This is a genomic window from Caldichromatium japonicum (assembly GCF_011290485.1).
Taxonomy (GTDB): domain Bacteria; phylum Pseudomonadota; class Gammaproteobacteria; order Chromatiales; family Chromatiaceae; genus Thermochromatium; species Thermochromatium japonicum.
Genome location: NZ_CP048029.1, coordinates 1,099,919 through 1,123,413 on the forward strand (window position 1 = coordinate 1,099,919; position 23,495 = coordinate 1,123,413).

19 protein-coding genes and 1 pseudogene are annotated in these 23,495 nt (G+C 61.9%); 4 read left to right on the top strand and 16 right to left on the bottom strand.

Annotated elements, in window-relative coordinates; genetic code table 11:
• Positions 1 to 51 precede the first annotated feature (51 nt).
• On the bottom strand, positions 52 to 1,089 hold the full coding sequence (gene ygfZ / locus GWK36_RS05430; RefSeq protein WP_166270275.1) for a CAF17-like 4Fe-4S cluster assembly/insertion protein YgfZ: 1,038 nt from the start codon (positions 1,087 to 1,089) through the stop codon (positions 52 to 54).
• Positions 1,090 to 1,157: 68 nt separating this feature from the next.
• Here ygfZ and GWK36_RS05435 point away from each other — a divergent pair, with 68 nt between their 5' ends.
• Entirely contained in the window at positions 1,158 to 2,987 is a 1,830-nt protein-coding gene (locus GWK36_RS05435) for an RNB domain-containing ribonuclease (RefSeq protein ID WP_166270276.1), read from the top strand.
• On the opposite strand, the gene mepK is transcribed toward GWK36_RS05435, so the two are convergent.
• Positions 2,958 to 3,545, bottom strand: coding sequence for a peptidoglycan L,D-endopeptidase MepK (gene mepK / locus GWK36_RS05440; protein ID WP_166270277.1), 588 nt, complete (start codon positions 3,543 to 3,545; stop codon positions 2,958 to 2,960). The two genes, GWK36_RS05435 and mepK, sit on opposite strands and share 30 nt — an antisense overlap.
• Positions 3,546 to 3,860: 315 nt before the next feature.
• Between mepK and GWK36_RS05445 the strand changes: the two genes are divergently transcribed.
• The gene (locus tag GWK36_RS05445) at positions 3,861 to 4,559 is read left to right on the top strand and encodes a lytic transglycosylase domain-containing protein (RefSeq protein WP_210756865.1); all 699 of its coding nucleotides are present in this window, start codon (positions 3,861 to 3,863) and stop codon (positions 4,557 to 4,559) included.
• A 3-nt stretch (positions 4,560 to 4,562) separates the two neighbouring features.
• Here GWK36_RS05445 and GWK36_RS05450 read toward each other — a convergent pair whose 3' ends face one another.
• Both GWK36_RS05450 and GWK36_RS05455 read right to left on the bottom strand, forming a co-directional pair.
• The gene (locus GWK36_RS05450; RefSeq protein ID WP_166270279.1) at positions 4,563 to 4,781 is read right to left on the bottom strand and encodes a hypothetical protein; all 219 of its coding nucleotides are present in this window, start codon (positions 4,779 to 4,781) and stop codon (positions 4,563 to 4,565) included.
• A 54-nt stretch (positions 4,782 to 4,835) separates the two neighbouring features.
• Complete coding sequence (locus GWK36_RS05455; protein WP_166270280.1) at positions 4,836 to 5,690, bottom strand: pentapeptide repeat-containing protein; 855 nt, start codon at positions 5,688 to 5,690, stop codon at positions 4,836 to 4,838.
• 70 nt (positions 5,691 to 5,760) lie between these two features.
• On the opposite strand from GWK36_RS05455, the gene holA reads away from it, so the two are divergent.
• Positions 5,761 to 6,813 (top strand): DNA polymerase III subunit delta, encoded by a 1,053-nt coding sequence (gene holA / locus GWK36_RS05460; protein WP_166270281.1) that lies wholly within the window; start codon positions 5,761 to 5,763, stop codon positions 6,811 to 6,813.
• Between the two features lie 115 nt (positions 6,814 to 6,928).
• On the opposite strand, the gene GWK36_RS05465 is transcribed toward holA, so the two are convergent.
• The 12 genes and pseudogenes from GWK36_RS05465 to GWK36_RS05520 all read right to left on the bottom strand — a co-directional run bounded on the left by GWK36_RS05465 (position 6,929) and on the right by GWK36_RS05520 (position 20,695).
• Positions 6,929 to 8,275 (bottom strand): DegQ family serine endoprotease, encoded by a 1,347-nt coding sequence (locus GWK36_RS05465; protein WP_166270282.1) that lies wholly within the window; start codon positions 8,273 to 8,275, stop codon positions 6,929 to 6,931.
• A 163-nt stretch (positions 8,276 to 8,438) separates the two neighbouring features.
• The gene (gene mobA / locus GWK36_RS05470) at positions 8,439 to 9,062 is read right to left on the bottom strand and encodes a molybdenum cofactor guanylyltransferase MobA (protein ID WP_166270283.1); all 624 of its coding nucleotides are present in this window, start codon (positions 9,060 to 9,062) and stop codon (positions 8,439 to 8,441) included.
• 129 nt (positions 9,063 to 9,191) lie between these two features.
• Positions 9,192 to 10,775, bottom strand: a complete 1,584-nt coding sequence (pap, locus tag GWK36_RS05475) for a polyphosphate:AMP phosphotransferase (protein ID WP_166270284.1) — start codon at positions 10,773 to 10,775, stop codon at positions 9,192 to 9,194.
• Positions 10,776 to 11,199: 424 nt separating this feature from the next.
• Positions 11,200 to 11,418 (bottom strand): P-loop NTPase family protein, encoded by a 219-nt coding sequence (locus GWK36_RS14840; protein ID WP_210756866.1) that lies wholly within the window; start codon positions 11,416 to 11,418, stop codon positions 11,200 to 11,202.
• 201 nt (positions 11,419 to 11,619) lie between these two features.
• Positions 11,620 to 11,793 (bottom strand): annotated as a pseudogene (locus GWK36_RS16020) (hypothetical protein); the annotation flags it as partial.
• 153 nt (positions 11,794 to 11,946) lie between these two features.
• Positions 11,947 to 13,371: a BatD family protein gene (locus tag GWK36_RS05490; protein ID WP_166270285.1), complete on the bottom strand. Its 1,425-nt coding sequence runs from the start codon at positions 13,369 to 13,371 to the stop codon at positions 11,947 to 11,949.
• Positions 13,372 to 13,901: 530 nt separating this feature from the next.
• Entirely contained in the window at positions 13,902 to 16,619 is a 2,718-nt protein-coding gene (locus GWK36_RS05495) for a vWA domain-containing protein (RefSeq protein ID WP_166270286.1), read from the bottom strand.
• A complete protein-coding gene (locus tag GWK36_RS05500; protein WP_166270287.1) occupies positions 16,612 to 17,652 on the bottom strand; it encodes a VWA domain-containing protein in 1,041 nt (346 codons plus the stop codon). The genes GWK36_RS05495 and GWK36_RS05500 overlap by 8 nt, the downstream gene beginning before the upstream one ends.
• Positions 17,645 to 18,286, bottom strand: a complete 642-nt coding sequence (locus GWK36_RS05505) for a DUF4381 domain-containing protein (protein WP_166270288.1) — start codon at positions 18,284 to 18,286, stop codon at positions 17,645 to 17,647. The genes GWK36_RS05500 and GWK36_RS05505 overlap by 8 nt, the downstream gene beginning before the upstream one ends.
• Positions 18,287 to 18,288: 2 nt before the next feature.
• Complete coding sequence (locus tag GWK36_RS05510) at positions 18,289 to 19,251, bottom strand: DUF58 domain-containing protein (protein ID WP_166270289.1); 963 nt, start codon at positions 19,249 to 19,251, stop codon at positions 18,289 to 18,291.
• Complete coding sequence (locus GWK36_RS05515) at positions 19,252 to 19,728, bottom strand: Uma2 family endonuclease (RefSeq protein WP_166270290.1); 477 nt, start codon at positions 19,726 to 19,728, stop codon at positions 19,252 to 19,254. It lies immediately after the preceding gene.
• Between the two features lie 10 nt (positions 19,729 to 19,738).
• Positions 19,739 to 20,695: an AAA family ATPase gene (locus GWK36_RS05520; protein ID WP_166270291.1), complete on the bottom strand. Its 957-nt coding sequence runs from the start codon at positions 20,693 to 20,695 to the stop codon at positions 19,739 to 19,741.
• Between the two features lie 987 nt (positions 20,696 to 21,682).
• Here GWK36_RS05520 and typA point away from each other — a divergent pair.
• Positions 21,683 to 23,494, top strand: a complete 1,812-nt coding sequence (gene typA, locus GWK36_RS05525; protein ID WP_166270292.1) for a translational GTPase TypA — start codon at positions 21,683 to 21,685, stop codon at positions 23,492 to 23,494.
• The last annotated feature ends 1 nt before the right edge of the window (position 23,495 follow it).

Consider the following 23,495-nt stretch of genomic DNA (forward strand, 5'->3'; position numbering starts at 1 on the left):
TGCCCGAGCCGGTCTGTAAACCGAAAACCAAAGGCATACGTGGCCTTGGTCCTATCTCGTTGTATCGGCAAACCCATAGGGCGGTTCGCGCAGGCGAAGCGGCGGGCCATCGGGCCCGAGTCGGATCTCGCCTGCCTCGACCGCAGCGATCTCAGCAACCGCCAATAGCAGATGGCGCACATCGGTGAGGGGATAGGCATCGACCACCCAGCCATCGGTCTGTTGCGAGGTGCTGGCCGGTGCAAAGAGCTCGTCGCCGGGCTGGGGCGGAGTAGGGCACTCGACCTCGGCGAGATACATGCGCCGCTTGAGGCGCCCCAGAAACTGCATCCGCGCGACCACCTCCTGGCCCGTATAACAGCCCTTATGAAAGCTCACCCCATCGATCAACTGGAGGTTAAGCATCTGAGGAACGAAGAGCTCGCTGGTGCGCTCATAGACGTTCGGCAATCCCGCCTCGATATCGAGCCGCCGCCAATCGCCGGCCTGGGCGGGGGAGGCCTGAGGGATCAGCGCCTGCCAGAGGGCGCTGATCTCGGCGAAGGGCCCGAGGAGTTCAAAGCGCGGCACGGGGGCGGGCAGGCGGATAAGGGCTAAGGCATCATAGCGCTCAAGCCCATTGTCGCGCTCGGGGATGGGCAGCCCCTGCCTGCTCAAAAGATCGGCGGCTGAGTGACCTGCAACCCCGATCCTGACGAGCGCAGCGCTCGCCTCGTTGAGGCTCAGCTTGGAGCGCAGGACAAAGCGCCTGAGCCGCTCGAGGGTCGGTGCGATGAGCTCGGCTGGGGCCTGGAGATAAAAGGTCTCGCCGAGGCGCATCGCCCGAAAGAGTGCGATCACCCGTCCCTTGTGGCTGCAATGTGCGGTCAGATGGGTGTGGCGGTTGGATAGCTCGCGGACATCATTGGTCAGTTGCCCCTGGAGAAACTCCGCCGCATCCGGACCCACGGCTGCGATCAGCCCGAGATGCGAGAGATCAAACAGTTGACAATCAGCGGCTGGGGACGGTTCGGGGAAGTGAACAACGCCGAACTCATCGATCGAGGCCCCGAACCTTGTCTGGAGAAAATCGCCCCATTGGTTTGTCATGGTTGTAACCTCACAGGACAGCAAAGATCGCTGCCCAGTATGACATGTTCACTCGGAGATAGAAGCCTTTGGCTACCGATCAAGCGACACCGCCCCTCGACAGCCTGGTTTTGTATAAGGTCAAACCGGCACGGGTCATCGCGCTCGGCGACAAGATCGAGATCGAGCTAGAGGGTGGCGAAACCAAGCGCGTTCGTCCCAAGGATATTACGCTCCTCCATCCCGGGCCGGTGCGCAGCTTCGCCGAGCTAGCGCCACTCCAAGGCGAGCTGGATGCCGCCTGGGAGCTCTTGGAGGGCAGCGAAACCACCCTACGCGACCTTGCCGAGCTCATCTTCAACGACTATACGCCGGCAAGCGCCTGGGCGACCTGGCAGCGGGTCGCTGAGGGCTTGGCCTTTGTCGGCACCCCTGACGCGATCCAGATCCGCCCGCGCGCCGTTGTCGAGCGGGAACAGGCCGAGCGTGCCGCCAAGGAATCTGCCGAGCGCGACTGGCGCAGTTTTCTGGAACGCATGCAGCAAGCGCGTCTCCTGCCAGAGGATCGGGTGCGCTTGGCCGAGGTCGAGCGTTTGGCGCTGGGTTTGAGCGAACACAGCCGCATCCTGGAGGCGCTCGGCTATCCCGAGACTCCAGAAGGCGCCCATCGCGCCTTGATCCGGGTCGGCCATTGGCCCGAACGTTACAACCCTTATCCCACGCGTTGTGGGGTTGCACAGGGCGATCCCGATTTGCCAGTCCCTGGACTGGGCGATGAGGAGCGGCTGGATCTGACCGGGCTTGCCGCCTATGCCATCGACGACGAGGGCACTCAGGACCCCGACGACGCCTTGAGCATCGAGGGGGATCGGCTGTGGGTTCATGTCGCCGATGTCGCTGCCTTGGTCTCATCTGACAGCCCGATCGAACGCGAGGCACGTGCCCGCGGTGCCAATCTGTATCTGCCCGAAGGGATCATCAACATGCTGCCGGCGCCGGTGACCGAGCATCTGGGCCTGGGTCTGCAGCCCATCTCACCGGCACTGTCCTTTGCCATCCGCTGTGATCCCAAGGGCATGCTCCAAGACATCGAGGTGCACCGGAGCTGGGTGCGGGTGACACGATTGAGCTATGCCGAGGTCGAGGGGCGCCTGGATGATGCGTCCTTCGCTGACCTGCGCGCACTCACCGAGCGCTATCGCGCGCGGCGTTTCGCCCAGGGTGCAAGCCAGCTGAACCTGCCTGAAGTGAGTCTGAGGCTGGATGGCGAAGGCCGCATCCAGATCCGCCCCTTGCCGCCCCTGATGAGCCGCGAGCTGGTCACCGACGCTATGCTGATGGCCGGCGAAGCTGCGGCGCGTTTTTGTCTAGAACGCGCGATTCCTATCCCCTTTGCGGTCCAGCCGCCGCCCGACAACAACGATCCGGCGCAGGATCTCGCCAGCATGTATGCCAAGCGGCGGTCCTTTAAACCGACCCGCCTGGTGCTCGAACCCGATCGTCATGCGGGCCTGGGGATCGAACTTTATACCCGAGCCACCAGCCCATTGCGGCGCTATTCGGATCTATTGGTGCACCAACAGATCCGCGCCTGGCTCTTGGGCCGCCCACTGCTTGAGCCTACCCAGGTGCTTGAACGGATCGCCGAGGCAGAGCTTGCCGCGGCAAATGTGCGCCGTTGCGAGCGCCTCGCCAATCAGCACTGGAAGCTGATCTATCTCAAGGAGCATCCCAATTGGCGGGGTGAAGGGGTCGTAGTGGGCTTGGAGGAGCGTCGCGCCATCATGCTTGTCCCTGAGCTTGCGCTCGAGGCCAGGGTGCGTCTGCGCGAAGGTACGACGCTCAATCAATCGGTCCGGCTCGCCGTCAATGAGGTGGATCTGCCTGATCTAAACGTCAGCTTCCGCCCGCTTAGTTAAGGCCTGGATCCCCCAGGAACGGACCTCGCCGGTATCGAGATGGACGAAGTCCGAGCGCCGATAATAGCCGACCCCGCCGCGCCCGAGCTCTAGGGCGGCCTCGCATAGACGGCGGGTGGAGAGATCGGGCAGGCGTACATCGACCGCCTGGCCGCGTAGATGCAGACTGTTTCTCGCCACCCCGCTTGAGGTCTTGCGCAACTGGGCATTGGTTGCCGGCGAGCGGTAGGCGCTGATGATCTCAAAACGGGCGTCTGGGTCGCCGAGATAGACCTTGAGGTCATAGAGCAGGTCGAACAATCTGGGGTCGATCGTCCTGACCTCGCCGGTGCGGTGATCGCGGAACAGATAGTTGAGACGCTGGAGTGCGGCGGGTTGATAGGCATCGCCGACGCGATAGGCGAGGGTGACGGCCTCATCGGTATGGAGGTGATGAAATGACAGGAAGCGCGGACGTTGGACGGCTGCCGGCGGGCGACGGCTGGTGAAGAACGGAAAGGCAGCAGCAGGCGCTGCGGCAGCGGACAGGATGGACCCTAGGAAATAACGTCGATTCATGTTCCCCCCGGTACATTATGACGTTAATGAGATGAGCGGGCCAGATTATAGTGATTCATCCCGATGAGGCAAATGAAAATTTCACCCGGTTTCATTGACCTGTTTCTAAAGTGCAACACTAAAAATCAATCATAAGTATCTAGATTACATGAAGACTGTCTGAAAAACTCTACGCAAGAAGCGCTTGGTCTGAATAGGGTCTTTGGTCGAGGGTTAGGATAACAATGGGGCACGAATCCTAAACGCTGGCTGATTTTGTCCGCTAGATGTTCTATGCTTTCCCCTGGTCGTCACCTGCTTGGAGGCTCGAAGCGGATGGATGAGACAGCACGCCTTACTTGGTTTTTTAGTGCTCTGGCTCTACTCGTTCCTGGGCTGCTGAAGGCCGACATCTATAAATACGTCGATGCGGTGGGACATGTCTATTTCACCGATACGCCCCTCCAGGGCAATCGCTATCGGCTCGAATGGCAGCGCGAGGCGAGCAAGGTGGTTTCCGGTAATCTGACCGCGACAGACCCGCGGGCGGGGATCATCGCCCAGGGGCGGGTCCTGACGAGTCGGCCAGCAGCACCCCTCACCCAATCGCAGAGCGAACGACGCGCACTCTATCATCCATTGGTTTTGGTCAATGCCCGGCGCTATGGTCTGTCGCCGAGCCTGATCCATGCGATCATCCGCGCCGAATCGTCTTATAACCCGCAGGCCGTTTCACCCAAGGGTGCCCAGGGGCTGATGCAGCTCATGCCTGCGACCGCAGCCCGCTACGGGGTGCGCGACCCCTTTGATCCAGCCGAGAATATTCGCGGCGGCGCCGCCTATCTGCGCGACCTGCTCGATCTCTTCGGTCAGGATGTCAAGCTTGCCCTCGCCGGTTATAACGCCGGTGAGGGGGCAGTGCTGAAATATGGACGCCAGATCCCGCCCTATGACGAGACCCAGGAGTATGTCCGTCGCGTGTTGCATTTTTATGTGGACGAACGCCCGGCGAGCTTCATCCTGACGGCGCGCTAGGGGCTAGTCCTCGCCGATGACGCGGGTATCGCGCGGCGTTGATAGGAGACGCTCGGCTTCAGCCTGCTGGCGGGCAAAGATCAGTCGGTACTCGACACCCGTGCCAGGCGGTTCGTTGCGCCGGCGCTCGCGCACGATCTCGCGCGCACGCTGATATTGCTCGACGGTGTCGAGATGCTCGAGCTGACGGGGCGGGGTGATCTTATAGACAAAATACGGCATCGCGTGGGTGTCTCTAGTTGGCATAGTTGAACACAGGCCGCCCTCCCCTTCTGTTTAGCGGAGGTTGCGTTTATAACTGGGGACCTCCGCGTTGCGCGCCTTGGATATGGTAGCGAACTCCAGGGTGACGCTGGCCAATTCAACCCCTTTAAAATCGGCATTGGTCAGATTGGCGCGATGGAGGATCGAGCCTCCCAGGGTGGCGTTGGTTAGATCCACATCGGTCAGATTGGCCTGACGGAGGTTGGCATCCTGTGCGAGGACCCCGCATAAACGAGCCCCCGTCAGATTGGCACCCTCCAGGTTAGCTAGGTTCAGTACGGTAAAACCGTCTACAGTTGTGCTGGTCAGATCGGCATGGCTCAGATTGGCGCGGACCAGGTTGGCGTCATTGAGATGCGAATCGCGCAAGTCGGCGCCGGTCAGATTCGCCTCGCGCAGATTGGCCTGGATAAATAGCGCCTTGATGGCCCTGACCTGGGTCAGGTCGCTGCCATAGAGGTCGGTACGGCGCAGGTCGGCATAGCTTAAATCCGCACCGCGCAGATTAGCATAGCGGACCTCGACCGCGCGCAGATCTGCCTGTACCAGGCGGGCATCGGACAGATTGGCGTGATTGAGCATCGCGGCATGGGCACGCTGCTCGGCGCCGAGCCGTGCCCGCGTCAGATCGGCATTGCTGAGATCGGCGGCGCGCAGTTGTGCCCCGACCAGGATGGCATCGACGAGTGAAGCGCCGGCGAGACAAGCGCCGTCCAGATCGCTGCCCGTCAGATCGGCCCAACGCAGATCCAGGCCGCTGAGGTCGGCGCCGCTGAGGTGCATCTCCCGAAGATCGGCGCCCACCAGTGAATCAGCGTCGATCTGTTCCAGGACAGCGCCGGTTGTGCGATGCTTGATCTCGAACATGTCCTTCTCCTCCATTGCTGTATCGATCTTGTTATTTCGTTCAGTCATAGTGGGTTAACCGAACTATAGCATGGCGATCCGTTTCAACGACTTAACCGGCCAGCTCGCCAAGGACCTAGCGCCTGTGTATCTGATCTGGGGCGAGGAGCCCTGGCAGTTCCATGAGGCTGCACGCCTGGTGCGCGAGGCGGCGCGCCGCGCCGGCTATGCTGAACGCGAGATCTTGGACACGGCCGAGCAATTTCAATGGGGCCGGCTCAACCTGGCTGCACACAGTCTGTCGCTGTTTGCATCGCGCCGGCTGATCGAACTACGCCTGACCAGCGGTAAGATCGACGCGGTGGGCGAGGGCGCCATCCGCGCCTATTGCGAGCGTCCCCCTGCTGATGTCCTGCTCCTGATCCTGGCGCCCAACTTGGAGCGCAAAGCCCAGCAATCCGCTTGGGTCAAAGGGATCGAACGCCTCGGGGTGGTCGTTCAGGTCTGGCCACTGAAGGGAGCGGAGTTAGAGCATTGGTTAAGCCAGCGCTTAAAAGAAAGCGGATTTCAGCCTGAGCCGGGGGTTGCAGATTTGCTCGCTGAGCGTTGCGAGGGCAATCTGTTTGCTGCGGCCCAAGAGATCGATAAGCTGCGTCTGCTGAGGGGGCCCGGTCCATTGACGCTCAATGAACTCTGGGGACAGCTTGCCAACAGCGCCCGCTTTGATCCCTTTGCCCTGCTGGATGCGGCATTGAGCGGTGATCGGGCGCGCACCCGTCATATACTGGAGGTCCTGCGTGCTGAGGGGATAGCCGAGGCCATCGTGCTCTGGGCGCTGGCGCGAGAGCTGCGGATGCTTGCGGCAGCACGCCAGGCCCAGGCGCGCCGTCTGCCGCTGGAACCGGTGTGGGAGGCACACCGAGTGCCGCGCCTGCGACAAGGGCGCATCGCGGCGGCACTCAAACGTCTGCCGCTGGCACGCCTGTATGCCCTGCTCGGGCAATGCGCCCATGCTGATCGGGTTATCAAAGGGGTCAGCCCCGGCGACCCCTGGCATCGGCTGGCAACGATCGCAGATGCCTTGAGCGGCGGCCCGCTTTGGGGGCTGGCACAGCAGCCTGCCCCCATCTCTGCCGGCTGTTGAAAAACCGGTAGGAGAGACGCCTGCCAGCGAAGGATGTGCTGGCTTGGGTCATTGGGGCGCAAGCCGATCGACTAGAGACCTGCTTGGCCGGGGTAACGCATCCATCAGCAGTCCCCTAGCGACGCGACAGGATGAGCAGATTGTCGCCGCGCTGGATATGCAGGCTGTACAACCCTTTGGATGCGCGCAGGATGGCGCCGATGTCGCGCAGCTTGCCGATGCGCTGACCATTGACTTGCAGCAGTCGGTCACCCTCGCGCAATCCGGCCTGCCAGGCCGGACTGTCGCGCTCGACCGTCCCGACCGGAACACCTGGAACGCCCGAGCCGGTATCCAGCTCACCGAGCAAGGCGCCTGCCAGCTCGGGGGCGATCCGTTCGCCGGGGAGATAGTTGCGGTAGGGATCAGCCACCTGCGCGCTCAGGCGCTTGGGTCGGCCATCGCGCAGGATATCCAGCACGATCGGCTCGCCGACGCGCAGCAAACCGAATTGGTTACGCAGATCCGATGCCCCGCGGATCGGCTTGTCGTTGAATTTCAGGATCACGTCGCCGGTGCGCAGGCCCGCTTCCTCGGCAGCTGAGCCTTTTTGCACTTTGGCGACCAGCGCCCCTTCGGTCTGGGTGAGATTGAGGGCGCGGGCGAGCTCTTCATTCAAATCCTGAACCGCGATCCCGAGCAGACCGCGCCGCACCGTCCCATATCGCACGAGCTGTTCCATGATGGCGCGTGCCATGTTGGCAGGGATTGCAAAGCCGATCCCGATATTCCCCCCGCCCGGGGCGAGGATCGCAGTGTTCATGCCTACCAGCTCGCCGCGCAGATTAACTAAGGGACCGCCTGAGTTACCGGGATTGATCGAGGCATCGGTTTGGATGAAGTTCTCATAGCCTTCGATCCCCAGCCCCGTACGCCCCAGGCCGCTGACGATGCCCGAGGTCACGGTCTGGCGCAGGCCAAAGGGGTTGCCGATCGCCACCACGAAATCGCCGACCCGCAGTTGATCCGAATCGGCGAAGGGAAGAGCAGTGAGATTCTCGGCGAGGATCTTTAAAACCGCGACATCTGTCTCGGGGTCGCTACCGATCAATTGGGCCTCTAAGACCCGCCCATCGTGGAGCGTGACCCGGATCTCGTCGGCCTTGGCAATGACATGATGATTGGTGAGCACTAGACCGCGCTTGGCATCTACGATGATGCCCGAGCCCAGGCTGCTGCGTTGCTGGTGTTGGTTGGGGATATCGAAAAAATGACGGAAAAAGGGATCGCGCAGCAGCGGATGTTCCGCGGCCTCAATGCGGGTGACGGTTGAGATATTGGCCACCGCTGGCATGACCCGCTCAAGCATCGGCGCCAGGCTTGGCAGGAGCTGGCCATCGACACTCGGCGGCAGTGCAGCCCAAGCCGTCGTGGTCAGCAAGAAGAGCAATACAGGGAGGAGACGAAGAGCAAAGGATGGCATTGTCGAAGATCCATTGAATGGCGCTGAGCTAAAGGCTAACTAGCCCGCAAGGACCTGCGCAAGATTGAGCGCGGAGATGCGCTGACCCCTGCTTTAACGCAGAAGCTACGCAGTGGGCACCAAGATCCGTCAAGCAAGTCAGTTGGCCGTGAGGCAACTAAAACTAAAGGTCTCGGAAGTTCCTCAGATCCTCCAGGGTGTTGAGATTGACAAAGGCCTTGGCCTGCCCGGAGTAATCGGCCCAGGCGATACGATACCGCCTGAGCCAGTCCTCCGCACGCCGTCCGCCCTGGGCCAAGAAATCTGCCAGCTCATCGGCAAGGCCCACGGGCAGCAGGGCATGGAGCCATTGGGCGCGCTCGCCATCGTGGACCACGGCCAGATCGCCCCTATGTTGGACCAAGGCCCTGGCTAGGCGAGTCCCAAGATCCAGCGGCAGACAGGGCGCATCGCAGGGTACAACCAAAATCCAAGGGCTCGGGGCGGCGCGCAAACCAGCAAGGATACCGGCCAAGGGACCTGGATAATCGGGTAGGGGGTCGGTCAGCACCGGATGACCCAGGGATCGATAGTGCTCTGAGTGGCGATTGGCGCTGATCAGGATGGCGCCGACTTGGGGTGCAAGCGCAGCGAGTATCCAGGCGATCAAGGGGCGATCGCCGATCTCGACCAATCCTTTGTCGATCCCGCCCAAACGCCTGCCCCGCCCGCCGGCAAGGATCAGGGCAGTGAGCTCCTTCGCTGAAACGATACGCGGCAAGGCCTCGTCCGCTTGAGACGCTTTCATCCAGGTATCACCTGGGGCCCATCGCATTGCCCCTGGTTGCTTCCAAAGAAAAAGCCCCTTCTTCGTGACCGCACCATCCCTCCTGATGCTCAGCGCTGGGACCGGACAATAGGTTAGGCGTGTTGTAACTCAGTGATTGGGCTTGGATTGACTCGCTTTATCACCCTGTTGGTCGAGACGTTTATCACCGCATGGCCAATAGCCAGTTCGCGGTTGCAGCGGCGTCTTTAAGGTAGCAGTGAGTGCCTCGCAGATAGTACGCAAGACCTTGACTCTGGCATAGCGTTTGTCATTACCCTCAACCAGGGTCCAGGCAGCATGCTGGGTGCTGGTACGGGCGATCATCTCATTGACTGCTTCTTTATAGAGAGGCCATTTCTCACGATTGCGCCAGTCCTCCTCGGTGATCTTATAGCGCTTATAGGGAACGGACTCGCGTTCATGAAAACGCTGAAGCTGTTCGTCGAGACTGATCTGAATCCAGAACTTCAACAGGATAATGCCGCTATCGACGAGCTGCTCCTCGAAACGGTTGATCTCGGAATAGGCGCGGCGCCATTCAGTAGGTTTGGCAAACCCCTCGACCCGCTCGACCAAGACTCGCCCATACCAAGATCGGTCATAGATGGTCATGCGTCCGGCCCTGGGGATATGTCTCCAAAAACGCCAAAGATAGTGATGTGCCCGTTCCTCATCGCTCGGGGCGGCGACTGGAATGGCGCGATAGAGACGTGCATCCACGGCCTGGGCGATACGCCGAATGGTCCCGCCCTTACCGCTGGCATCCATCCCCTCGAAGACCAAAACCGTTGAGCGCCGTTTATGATAAGCTGCCCAGGCCAGTTCATTAAGCTCGGTTTGATAGTGCTTAAGCAGTCCCTTGTAATCCTCAGACGGCAGACTCAGGTCCAAATCGAGCCGATCGAGCAAGGTGATATGGGCGCTGTCGCTGGCCGGCAACTCCAGCGCATCTGTTGCCTGGAGAGAGGTGTCAGTACCGTTGGTCTCGTCCAGGCGCGCGCGCATGGCATGGAGCAGGGTCTTGCCCACCGTCAGGTCCCGATAGCGCCGGTCGGTGGCCTCGATCAGATACCAGGGGGCACAGCCGCGGTCGGTATGCCGGATCACCCGCTCGGCGACCTGCTCGAAGGTGGCATAGTGCTCAGAGAACCGGCTCTTTTCAGGGAGCATCTTCCAGCGGCTGCGATCATCGCGCGCGAGCTCCTTCAGCCGTGCTTTCTGGTCGGCCTCGGACATGTGGAACCAGAACTTGACGATCAGCGCACCGTCCTCGGCTAGCATCTGTTCAAAGTCAACTATGCGGTTAAGCTCGGCATCCAGCTCGGCGTCATTGCATAGTCCGCGGAAGTGGTGTTCGATTGGGGCTTGATACCAGCCACCGAAGAGGATGGCGATCTCGCCGCCTGCCGGCATCGCCCGCCAAAAGCGCCAATAGCGTGGGCGCTCGCGCTCTTCGTCCGATTCATCCCAAAAAGCAAAGGTCTGGACCCCACGCGTATCCAGCCATTCATGTAGTCGGTTGACCACCTCACCCTTACCCGCGCCTTCAATCCCAGCAATCAGAACGACCACTGCGATATTCGAATTTCTGAGTTCGCGCTGCACTGCTAAGAGTTGGGTGCGCAGTTCTTCCTGTTGTTCCTTGTATTCTTCTTTGCTAACCGAACGCCCGATCTTGGTTGCCTCAAACATGGTTCTTCAATCCTCTGCAATTGAATGGAGAGGTCAAGGTGCGGCTTCGAGTAAAGAAAATGACATGCAATGGATAGCCTACCTTAGAGCCCTGATCGAAACGAGAATAGAGTTAACCGTCGCTGGAGCTGTTGTTTTTATTGGAATTGAGCGAGCCTGGCGATCATGCAATCTATCATGCCCATACAATGATGTGGGTGAAGGAGTATAAATACCGCCGATGTAGGTTATCCATTGCGTAATCTTTTTGAATGACGTCCAATCGAGGATCTGTCTTTGGTTGCGCGAAGGCTCAATCCCGATCTCAATGATTTGCAAGCCCGAAAGTCGTGGGTATCGAAGAACGACAAGAGATTAAATGGATTATAGACCGTCGGCCCGTCCCAAAGATAGCCATTGTCGCAGTGCCGGATTTCGTCGCGATCTAAGCCCTCCAATTCGATCGCAAAGACCTGCTCGAATCTTCCTTAGTATAGCCGCAGAGCGTGGCATAGCAGCGATCCAAGGTAATCTCGTTGAGATTATTGAGTCCGGAAAAGATCGACGCCGTGCTCAACTTGGAGATTCCAGTCAAAAAGACAAAGCGCAGATCGACATCGCGGCCTTTGACCAACGAATAGAGGTTTCTCAAGCCCTCGTGCATCTGGTAGACGATCTCGGGTTCAGTCAGGTTTCGAGGACGGGTTTGTCGTGTTCAGCGACCAACACCACCGTGCGCCGCTGGTAGCGCTCGGCAGTGCGGACGATGAGACTATCGAAGTGCAGATACACCTCGGCGCTGCGCGGAGGCAGTTCAATGCCCAGTGCTAGGGCATTTTTTCCAGAAGGTCGTGGATGTGTCCATCTAGGCAGGCTTATGGGGTACGGCCGGCAAAGCTGAGGCGCACCGCCGGGTGCCGCCTGTCCCAATCTCAGTGGTCTGCCAGGTACAGCACCGTGAATAGTCCATGATTCCCGGAAAACGCCTCGGCAAGGTATCGAGAAACAGGGATTTGCCTAAATGTGGGGGATGAGAGAGTAAGTAGTAACTGCCTTCTTCAGTAAGGCAGGCGACAAAGGGTGTTTTATCTAGCTAGTAGCAATTGCCTTCGCGGATCTTGGCAAGGGTCTGGATGCCGATGGGGAGTTTGCGGGGAGCGGTCATGGCGCTCTTTTTGCCCTGGTGAAAGAACTATACCTGCGGATTGAGAGGCGGCAGCCCGGCACGCTGCAGCCACCGACCGGTTCTCGCAAGCGGTTTACATCCCCGGCGCAGTTGACGGTGCCAGTCGCGTTTCCACTGAGCAAAATCGAGCGGCTCTCGACCGTAGATCGCCGCATCCAGTTGGCGCAAAAGACGCGCAAGTGTCTGTGGGTTAGCCTTTGGGCAGGCGTTCACCAAGCGCCCAAGCAGGCCCGGTCGAGTGAGCGCGCCTGGATCTACAAGATCCGTTTGCATGAGGCGTCGATACCAGTCCTCTGGCGTCTTGGCGCCCTCGGCATGGCGCAGCTTCAGGATCAGTCGCCGTTGCTCGGGCAATAGACGCAAGCCAAATCGATGCAGCCGCCTGAACACAGAGCCTGGGGCGAGGGTGCGCGTAAGGGGTGCACCCCAGGCAGAGAGCTGACGCCAACCCCCTGCCGCAACTGTGAGCGTCAGGCGTATGACATCGCGACCGAGCTCCGGTAGGCGCCCGCGATAACGGGTTCCAACCCAGTAACTCCCAAGCACGAGCAGGATGACGACCAGCGGCAGCCACAGCCTGGCAGCAATATCGGCCAGCCAAGCGAGCGTCTGTTGTAATGGGCCACCGCGCACCTCCAGGGTCAGGGGCGACAGGCGCGCGACCTCGCGGACAGCGCGCTCGAGGTTCCACCAAGCGATGCTGAGCTCAGGCAGGGTCAGCCGCCCGCTGTTTTGCGGGATCAGGGTGTAATACTCGGTCCGGCCCGCCAGGAGCGCCTGTCCATCCGCCGACAGCCTGGTGTCGGTGAGCGCCTGCTCGCGATAGACCCTTAGGCCAGAGGCGGCGAGCTGTTTTTCGAGGCTGGGGAGCTGGGTGGCCGTCCCGCCGGTTGCCGCAAGCTCGATGACCAATGTCACTGGCTGACCGGGCGCAAGGGGTCCTTCGCGGTCGAGATGCGCCTTCAGGATCAATGACTTGAGCGGCAACCAGGGGCGCACAGAGGGCATGGGTGGGCGCACCTGGAGGCGGATAGGGTCGGTCGCCAGCTCATAGACCTGGCCGAATCCTAGGGTACCCTTGACCCTGATCGGCGGCAGGGCCAGGTCGCCAGTGCGCACCGGGGTCAGGGTTAGGATGAAGCGCTTGATGATCTGTTGTACACCCTGTTCAAAGCGGATGTCGTTGGTAGGACCGCTGAAAACCTTGAGCAAGGCATCGTCTGTGGTCGGAAGCTCTAGGCTTAAGGTCCCCGGATCATCGCTGCTGGCGACCTCAAGCCGGAGCAATACGGGCTGTTGCAGATAGGGGTCTGAGGTCTCGATCGACCAATTCAGCCTCGGAGTCCAGGCGCTCGGGGCCTGGAAGGGGCCTGGAGCTTGCGGGCGCGGGCCGCTCGGGGGAGAAGCGGGGCCTTGCCAACCAGGGGCCATCTTAGGCCAGTCAGGAGGCATAGAGGATGCGGACGGCGGAGAGACGGGGGGCTGGGCCCGCTGCGGCGGTGAAGACGGGGGATTTGGCCCCCAGGGCCCAAACCGCTGCGGACCCCAGCCTTGTCCTGCAGGCCAACCAGGGGCTGCCGGCTGGGGTCCCTGTCCCCAGGGGCCGGAAGGGGAGGAGGTTGACCACTGAGTTGGGGCCTGGCCGGGCGCCTGTTGCGCGGGATAGTGCCAAGGGGCCGGTGGGGCGCCGTAGGGTAGGGGCGGCTGAAACGACCGGCCCGGGGGCAGCCAAAAGGGAGACTCAGGAGGACGCATCCCGCCCCGCTGCTCGGAGGGGGTGCCATCAGGCTGCTCAGGCTGGATCCAAGGCGGCGATGGGTTCGCCGGAGTGCGCTCGGATTGCGCGAATGCAGGCGCGGTCACGATAAGACAGATGGCAAATAACAGGGTACGCAATGCGTACCCTAGGGATCGGTGACATTGATGATGGAGATGGGCAAGAGGCCCTTGTCCCCCTGGGATCACCATGGGCGCGTCTCCATCCATTGACCGGTCGCGCCTGGCATCAGGCGTCGTTCCTCGAACTGGAACTGATTGCGGATCAAGAGACTTGGGTCACCCTGGATCTGTTCGAGCCGTTCCTCCAGGATCGCCATCCCCGGACCCGCTATGAGCCGAAGCCCCTGGAAGGCAGGGCTCACCCCCTCGCGGGACTCATCCTCGCCCAGACCCTGACCGAGCTGGTCGAAGCGCTCGACCGAGGTCGCTGAATCAGGATTAAGCTCTCTCGGCTGGATAGGACGCGCGCCGCGACTGGGGGGACGTTGTCCGGCAGGGTCCTTGGCCTCTCCCTTGGCGACGGGGGAGTGGGGTGCCTCGGGTTTGGGCTCGGCGCCGCCCATCCCTTCCTGATCCCTGGGTTGACCCTCGTCGCCGGCGTCGGGCTGTTCTTGGCCGGCGTCTGCCTGCTGATCGCGTGCACTTTGTTCCTGCGCCCGACGACCGCGGCGGTCGGTAGGTTGCTCCTCGCCTGCGGCCTTCTGAGCGGATTCGGGGGATTGAGCGCCGCGCTCGCCGGCACTCAAACCCTCGTGCTTGCTGTCGCCTGTTCCTTTGTCGCGCCTCATCTGACCGCGGTCGTCGTGCTGCGCCTCTCGGGGTTGGGCGCCCTGGGTCTTAGGACCCTCTGTCTTTTCGCCCATCTGCCCCTGCTGCTGCGTAGATGAGGTCTCCCCCCCATCCATCCCTTGGACTTGGTCCTCTTGCATCCCCTGGTCCTCGCCCTCAGCCGCGCCGCCCGCGGTCTCGCCCTCCTGGCTATGCCCCTGCTGGTCAGCGCGCGATCTTCCCTGCGTCCCCTGATCGGATCCCTGTCCCGAGCCGCTCTGGGCGGCCGACTGGTCGGCCTGTTCCTGGTCGGATGAGGCGTCTGATGAGAACTGCTGTTGAGCGCCGCCTGGTTGCTGTTTGCCCTGTCGTTGACCGGCGGACTGCTGGGCCTGCTGCCCCTGAGCGGATTGTTGCCGGTCTTGTTGACCCTGTTTTGCTTGCTGTTGTTGGCCTTGTTGCGACTGGCCGGAGGTCTGTTGCGATACTTGGGATGACTGCTGTTGCTGTTGGGCGCCTTGTTGCTGCTCTTGGCGCTGTTGTTGGTCCGCCTGCCGTTGCTTGGCAGTCTCTTGTCCGCGCTGCGTCTTTTCGGTTTCGCCCTTGCGGCGAGGTTCAGTGGACTGACTTGAAGACCCCTGTCGATCTTGGGCCTGCCGCTGTTCTTGTTGCTGTTCCTGCGCCTTGGCTGCTTCGCGGAACTGTTCCTGCTCGAGACGGGCGAGCATGGCGCGCGCCAGGGCTAGGTTATAGGCGGCGTCCTCATGCGATGGGTTCTGGGCGAGCACGCCCTCGTATGCCTCGGCCGCCCCCGCATAGTCGCCGAGCTTAAAGCGCGCATTGCCCAGGTTATAGCGGGCATCCTCGGCAAACGGCCCATCGAGCGCCTGGGAGAATGTGCGTTCGGCCCCCTGGTAGTCGCCAGCGCGATAAAGCGCCACGCCGCGGCGATAGGGGTCAGCAAAGGACCGGGCCGCCGAGCCATAGTCGCCTTGACGGTACAGATCATAGCCCTCTTGTTCGCGCGTCTTGAACCAACCGGCCTGGGCCGAGGGTGGTGGGAGCAAGACGGCGAGCGCAAGCAAGAACGCAGCAGGGTGCGCGCTGTGCACCCTGCGCGCCTCCCGAAATTGGAGCAGGAGCAAAAGGGCCAGAGGGATCAGCGCCAGCCAATAGCGCTCATTCCATATTCTGGTGCGCACATCGCTCGCCTCTGGCGGCAGGCGGTTGGCTGCGACCGCCTTGAGGATCGCCTGGGTGTCGCCGGTGCGAAAATCGGCGCGCCGATAGGTCCCGCCGCCGAGCTGGGCCAGCTCCTGGAGCAAGGGCTCGTTGAGGGCCGAGCGCACGGGTCGGCGCTGGGGGTCCTTGGGATCGACCATGACCCCGCCCTGAGGGGCGGGGATGCTCCCTCCCTCCGGCGTGCCAATGCCTAGGATATGCAGGCGTACCCCCTGCTCGGCGAGGCGTACGACCTGTTCGCGCAGACCAGGCTCGACGAAGTCGCCATCTGAGATTAGAAGCAGCGAACGCGTGCTCTCCTTGGGCAGACCGGCGAGCAGTGGCTCGGCGCGCATCAGTGCCCGCGTCAGGCTGCTGCCCTGGAGGTTGGAGCTCACCAGGTCAGAGGAGAGCGCGGGCAGGATATGGAGCAGGCTGGTCATGTCCTCGGTAATCGGGGCAAGCACCTGGGGCACGGTGGCGAAGGCGATCAACCCCAGCCTAACCTCGCGGTTGTGGACGATCAGGTCTTGGATCTCCTGGCGCGCGCGCGCCAGCCGATTGGGGCTTGTATCCTCAGCCAGCATCGAGCGCGAGATGTCGAGCAGGATCAACAAGTTATTTCCCGGATGAAACAGACGCAGGTCGCGATAGTCCCAGCGCGGGCCGGCCATGGCGACCAGGGCGAGAGTCCACAGCAAGGCCCAGCGCCAAAAGCGCCCCCAGCGCTCGGCGGTGTTTAACTCACGCATGCCGGTGAGATGAGGCAGGAGATGGGGATCGGCATAGCGGTGGATGGGGGCGCGCGCGGCCTGGATGCGGCTATGTTTGAGCCACAGGGCGACCAGCAGGATCAGAAAGAGGCCCAGAAACCACAGCGGCTGGGCAAAATGAAATCCGGTCTCAGACACGGGCGATCCCTCCCAATAGACGCTTACGTCCCTCGGGGAATAGACCGAGGGCAAGCAGGGCCGCAAGCGCCATCCCTAAAGGCCAGCGATACAAGGGGCGCGGCAGAAAGGCGGTGCGGGCCTGGGCCTCGGTCTTTTCGAGCTGATCGATGCGCGCCGAGATCTCCTCCAAGGCGCGGGTATCGGTGGCGCGGAAATAGGCCCCGCCGGTGAGGTCTGCGATCTCTTGCAGCCTGCCTTCGTCCATGGTCAGGTCATCGCGATAACGGATCTGGCCGTTCTCCAGGATCGGGATGCGCTCCTGCCTGCTGCCGACCCCGATCACATAGATCCGCACCCCCCAGTTGCGGGCAAGCAGCGTCGCCTCGCGGGGGGTAAAGCTTCCCGAATTGTTGTCGCCATCAGCGATCAGTATCATCACCCGCGAGCCCTCGGGACGCTCGCGCAGCTTGCTTGCGCCGAGCGCGATGGCATCGCCAAGGGCAGTCGCCGGCCCGGCGATGCTCGGCACTACCCCATCCAGCAGTTGGCGCACGGCATGCCGATCCAGGGTCAGGGGTGAGAGCACGAATGCCTGGGTGCCGAAGAGCACCAGACCCACGCGGTCGCCGGCGCGCGCATCGATGAAACGCCCCATCACCCCCTTGACCACCGACATGCGGCTGATCGGACGACCCTCGACGGTAAAGTCCAGCGCCTCCATCGAGTGCGAGGCATCGACCGCCAGCATCAGGTCGTAGCCTGGGGTACTGACCTCGGTATAGGGGGTCAGCCATTGTGGGCCCATGAGTGCCACGACCAGGCCGATCCAGGACAGTCCCAACAGGGCGCGATAGAGCCAACCGGCGAGCGGTAGGCGCAGGCGCCGCGTGCTGAAGGTCGCCTGGAGATCATGGATGCGCGGATGGAGCAGGGTCTGGCGTTGACCATCCAGGACCTCTTCCTCGGCAGGCCGGCGATCCGGCCATAGCCTTGGCAACACCCAAGGGAGGGGAAGTAGGAGTGCAGCCCAGGGCCAGTGGAACTCAAACATCGGCCTTGTCTCGCACACCTGCGAACGCCGCCATCTCGGCGGCAGATGAAGCCCGCAAGATGGCGGCGCTCCGGCCGGCGTTTCTAACGGCGATGCTTTTGCCTTGGGTGCCTGTCTCGACCCACCCCCAGGCAGCTGCGATCAGCGCTTGTAGGGCAGCCACCGCCTGCTCTGTCTCGACCCGACCCGGTGGGGCATAGGGTGCCTGGATCAGGATCTGGCCTCGTTCCTCCCAGGAAAAGCCATTGGGGTCGTGTTCAGCGAGCCAAGAGAGCCAATCCCTCCCCGTCAATCCGGCACAGGCAGGGCGCCCAAAGCGGGCCATAGCGATGCAGCGCATGAGCTCAGAGAGCTCGCCCGCGAGCGCCTTGGGGTCATCGCCGCGCGCAAGCCTGCGGCGCAGGTCGCGCAGGACCTGCGCCGCCTCCCAGCGCCAGGTGCCCAGGGTGATCCCAGGGAGCGGGAGGGAAAGGCTCAAGATCGAGCGCCAGCGCCAGATGAGTAAGCCGAGCGCGATCAGACCCGCGGCCAGCAACCACCAGCCAAGCGCTGGCGGCCACCAGGGGAGGGGCGGCAGGTCGCGGATGTCGCGCAATGCCTGGAGGGTGGGTTCGAGCGGAAGCAATGGGTCCATGTCTAGACCGCCCGCGAGCGCGCCCGTTGTTCGAGATGGCGCAACAGCGCCAGATGGATCTCGTCTTGTGTGCGCACCGGAAAGAGCAGGATATGCAGGCGCTGAGCGATCGCCTTGAGGCGGGCCCGCCGTTCCTCCCACAGGGCGCGATAGCGCCGTTGCGCCTCTGGGTCATCGGTATCGATCTCGACGAGTTCACCCCCTGGGCCGCGAAAGGTCATCAGGCCCATCGGCGGGATCTCCCAGTCGGCGGGGTCATCGATCGGGAGTAGGACCAGGGTATGGCGCTGGCAGAGGTTGCCCAGGACCTGTTCGAGCGGGGCGACCTCGCGGTTGAAATCCCCGATCGCGAAGATCAGAGACCCCGTCGGTAGGCCCGAGTCGGTGCGGCGCAGGGCCTCGATCAAGGGGTCGGTGGGCGGTGCGATAGGGATTGCGGGCTCGCTGAGCGCGCGTAACAGTTGCCACAGCGCCCGCCGACCGCGCGCGGGGCGAAAGTGTTGGAGGTACGGGGCATCGGCATCTTGGGGAGCGACGACCTCTTGCCGGCCTCTTCCCCCTCCATCCCCGAAGATCAGCCCACCCACCCGGTCGTTGAGCCGGCTGGCCGCCCAACCGAGGAGGGCCGCAGCGCGTGCCGCCTGGACCGATTTGAAGGTCCCGCGGGTGCCGAAGGCCATCTGCGGCCCCTTATCCACACAAAGAAATACCGAACGCTCGCGTTCCTCGCGAAAGATCTTCATATGGGGCTCATTGGTGCGCGCTGTCACCTTCCAGTCCATATAGCGGATGTCGTCTCCCTCGCGATAGTCGCGCACCTCCTCGAAATTGAGCCCCGCCCCGCGAAAGACCGAGGCATACAGCCCAGCGAATGCCGAATTGACCAGATGATGCGAAGGCAGACCAAAGGCGCGCGCCTGATGGCGCAGCTCCAAGAGGTCATCGAGGCGGGGATAGAGGCTCATCTAAAGCTCGACCCTCTCGGGAAAACCAGGACAGATCAGCGGGCGAGTCAGTGGGCCGGTCGGTCGAGCAAAGCGCATCTCTCCCGTCTCTTCGCAGATCCACACCTCTTGCACCCCGCGTGCAGAATAAAGTTCCCTCTTCTCGATGAGCTCGCTTAAGCGATTGCTCGGCGAGGCAACTTCCACCACCAGCTCAGACGACTCTGGATATGGCATGCGATAGCCATGACGCGCAAACAATGGCGCCGAGCACCAGGCGGCAGCAGCGACCTTGATGTTTTTCGCCGTTTCGATACTGCATTCGAGGAGCACCTTGCCGTCCAGCAGATGGCGCCGCAACAGGACCGCAATGGTCGCCTGTAACAAACCATGCAGGTTGGTGGCCGGGGTCATCTCGACCTTGCCCCATGCGTTGAGCTCGATCTTGAACGGGAGTTCAGAGAGCAGCGGATCGGTGATGATCGACTGCCAGTCCATCAGGGGCCTCTCAGGGTACGGCGACCAGACCCAGGAGCCGCCGGATGACCTCGTCTGCATTCACCCCCTCGGCCTCGGCCTCGAAGGTCAGGAGGATGCGGTGGCGTAGGATCTCAGGGGCGGCCGACTGGATATGATGCGGCGCAACATAGGTCTCGCCGTCCAGCCAGGCGCGGGCGCGGGCGCAGCGGGCGAGGGCGATGCTTGCGCGCGGGCTGGCGCCAAAGCGACACCAGCGCCCCAGGTCGCGGTCATAGAGCCTGGGGTTACGAGTCGCCTGGACCAGATCGACGATATAGCCGTTCAGCCGCGGGTCGAGATAGACCTCGGCGACCGCACGGCGCATGGCAAAGAGCTCGGCCTGGCTGAGGGGCCTCGCCGGTGCTTGCGGGGTCTGTTTCTGTTGCTCGCTGTCGAGCTCTAAGATCTTCAGTTCCTCGTCGCGGCTCGGGTAGCTGACGATCGCCTGCATCAAGAACCGGTCGAGCTGGGCCTCAGGCAGGTGATAGGTCCCCTCCTGCTCGATCGGGTTTTGGGTGGCGAGGACCATAAAGAGCCGCGGCAGCGGATAGGTCTTTTGGCCCACAGTGATCTGATGCTCGGCCATGGCCTCAAGGAGCGCCGATTGCACCTTGGCGGGGGCGCGGTTGACCTCATCGGCGAGCAGGATGTTATGAAACAAGGGCCCAGGCCGAAACTCGAACTCGCCCTTGTCATGGCGATAGATGTCAGTGCCGATGAGGTCCGATGGCAGAAGATCCGGGGTGAACTGGATGCGATGAAAGTCGCACTCGATCGCCTCGGCGAGCGCCTTGACAGCAGTGGTCTTGGCAAGCCCGGGCATGCCTTCAACCAGCAGATGCCCGCCGCTCAAGAGACAGATCAGCATGCTGTCGATGAACGAACGCTGGCCGATGACGCGTCTGGCGAGATGATCGCGGACGGGCTGAAGGTCGCTAGGGGTCATGCGGGTCTCTTCTCGTGATCTGGGGTCTTTGCGAATCGATCGCTGGGGGTGAGCGGCTTAGCCGTCTATCCCGACTGATCGGTCTCGCCCACGCCTTTGCCGATCCAGCGCCTTTGCCTCGCCGACACTGGACCGATGCACCTCGACTGCTATGCTGGGGCTTTTATTGTTCAAACGCAAGTCTTTGTTTTGCGAAATATATATTCATCGATCAGCATATTCGAATACCCGATGGGTTCATCCTTGCCAGAACCTCGAAAACAGTCCGACCCCGTCATGCCAACCCTCCGCGATCTGCGTCTCTTGATATGTAATGCCGGGGCAATTCGCCGCTGTGGCGAACCAGGCGAGACCCTGACATGGAGCGAACGCCTCGGTCAGTTTACTTGACTTGGATCCCAAAACCTGGATTTGTCCACAGCCTGCCACCGCCAATGTCTGGTTTGTGTAGGGGGCAGTAGGTCGCGGGCTAGCAGCTTCTTTTTTAGATAAAGTTTTGATTTTTGAGAATTTTTTAAAGCGCCTAAAATGCGTGCAATCTGTTTTGGGCCCAAAGATGACGCGCCCTGGCGGGCAGCAGGCCAGAGTTATCCACAGGGTTATCCACAGGTTCTGTTGGTATCTCCAAAAAGTCCAAGCGGGATCGAGTTTTACAGCTTCGTGACCATTTGGCTGGTGCAGCGGTCTTTGGGTGAGCGGACTTGCTTGGGCATCTGGGGAAAGTACACTCATGCACACCCCTAGCATCCACGTATAGGGCCTCAAGCCAACCTGGGGTCATCCTGTCCCCATTCTTACCAATGTCCGGCCCTTGGGGTACAATCCTTGAAAATCCTTGGGCGAGGCCTAACGCGTTTGTCCGTCTAGGCCGAGGGGTTGCCCGCGTTGCCCGTTCGGCGAAACCAAGCCGCGCCCCATCCCAACATAATCTCCCATCATGAACGAGATCTCAGCGATCTGCATACAGCGGCCCGGAGTCGTTGCCCCGTGATCGAAACACTGCGCAACATCGCCATCATCGCCCATGTCGATCATGGCAAGACCACGCTCGTTGACCGGCTTTTGCAGCAGTCGGGGACGCTCGATGAACGTTTCGGCCCCGTCGAGCGGGTGATGGATTCAAACGATCTAGAGCGCGAGCGTGGGATCACCATCCTGGCCAAGAACACGGCGATCCGCTGGAACGGCTATCGCATCAATATCGTCGATACCCCTGGACATGCCGATTTCGGGGGTGAGGTCGAACGGGTCTTATCGATGGTCGATTCGGTCTTGCTCCTGGTCGATGCCCAGGAGGGCCCCATGCCTCAGACCCGCTTTGTGACCCGCAAGGCATTCGCTCATGGCCTGCGCCCGATCGTGGTAGTCAACAAGATCGACCGCCCAGGCGCGCGTCCGGCCTGGGTCATCGATCAGGTCTTCGACCTCTTCGACCGGCTGGGGGCGAGCGATGCGCAGCTCGATTTCCCAGTGATCTATGCCTCGGCCCTTCAAGGCTATGCCGGACTCACCGAGGACGTGCGCTCAGGCGATATGACGCCGCTCTTCGAGGCGATTATCCAGCATTGCCCGCCGCCCCAGGTCGATCCGGATGCCCCATTCCAGATGCAGGTCTCGACCCTGGACTATAATCCCTATGTTGGCGCCATCGCTGTGGGGCGCATCCGCCAAGGCCGGGTACGTCCCAATCAGCCGGTGGTCGTCGTCAAACGGGATGGGTCATCCTATCGGGCCAAGATCGGGCTGGTCTATGGGTATCTCGGGCTCGAACGCTATGAGGTGCCGGAGGCTACCGCCGGCGACATCGTGGCCCTGACCGGCATCGAGGCGCCTAATGTCTCGGATACCCTATGCGATCCCGAGCATATCCAGGCGTTGCCGCCTTTGGCCGTCGATGAGCCGACCGTGACCATGACCTTTCAGGTCAATACCTCGCCATTCGCTGGGCGCGAGGGCAAGTATCTGACCTCGCGCCAGCTCAAGGAGCGCCTGGAGCGCGAGCTGATCCACAATGTCGCCCTGCGGGTCGAAGAGGGCAATGACCCCAACCGTTTCCGCGTCTCCGGACGCGGAGAGCTACATTTGGCGGTCCTGCTCGAGACCATGCGGCGCGAAGGCTATGAGCTGGCGGTCTCGCGTCCCGAGGTGATCTTCCGCGAGATCGATGGCCAGATCTGCGAGCCCTATGAGCTCTTGACGGTCGATATTGAAGAGGGCTGTCAAGGCGGGGTCATGCAGGCGCTCGGCGAACGGCGCGGCGAGCTCAAAGACATGGTCCCCGACGGCAAGGGGCGGGTGCGGCTGGACTATGAGATCCCTTCGCGTGGACTGATCGGCTTTCAAACCGAGTTCATGACCCTGACCTCAGGGACGGGCCTGAAATATCATGTCTTCGAGCGCTACTGCCCTGCCCAGCCGGGCAGCATCGCCCCCAGGCGCAATGGCTCGATGATCTCGAATGCCACCGGCAAGGCCCTGGCCTATGCCCTGTTCAATCTCCAAGAACGTGGCCGGATGCTGATCGGTCCGGGCGAGGAGGTCTATGAGGGCCAGGTAGTCGGCATCCATAGCCGCGACAATGATCTGACGGTCAATCCGCTCAAGGCCAAGCAGCTGACCAACATCCGTGCCGCCGGCTCGGACGAGAATATCCTGCTGACCCCGCCCATTCGTTTCACCCTGGAGCAGGCGCTCGAGTTCATCAAGGACGACGAACTGGTCGAGGTCACCCCTAAGGCCATCCGCGTGCGCAAACGCCATCTCAAGGAAAACGACCGCAAGCGGGTGGGGCGGGGCTGAA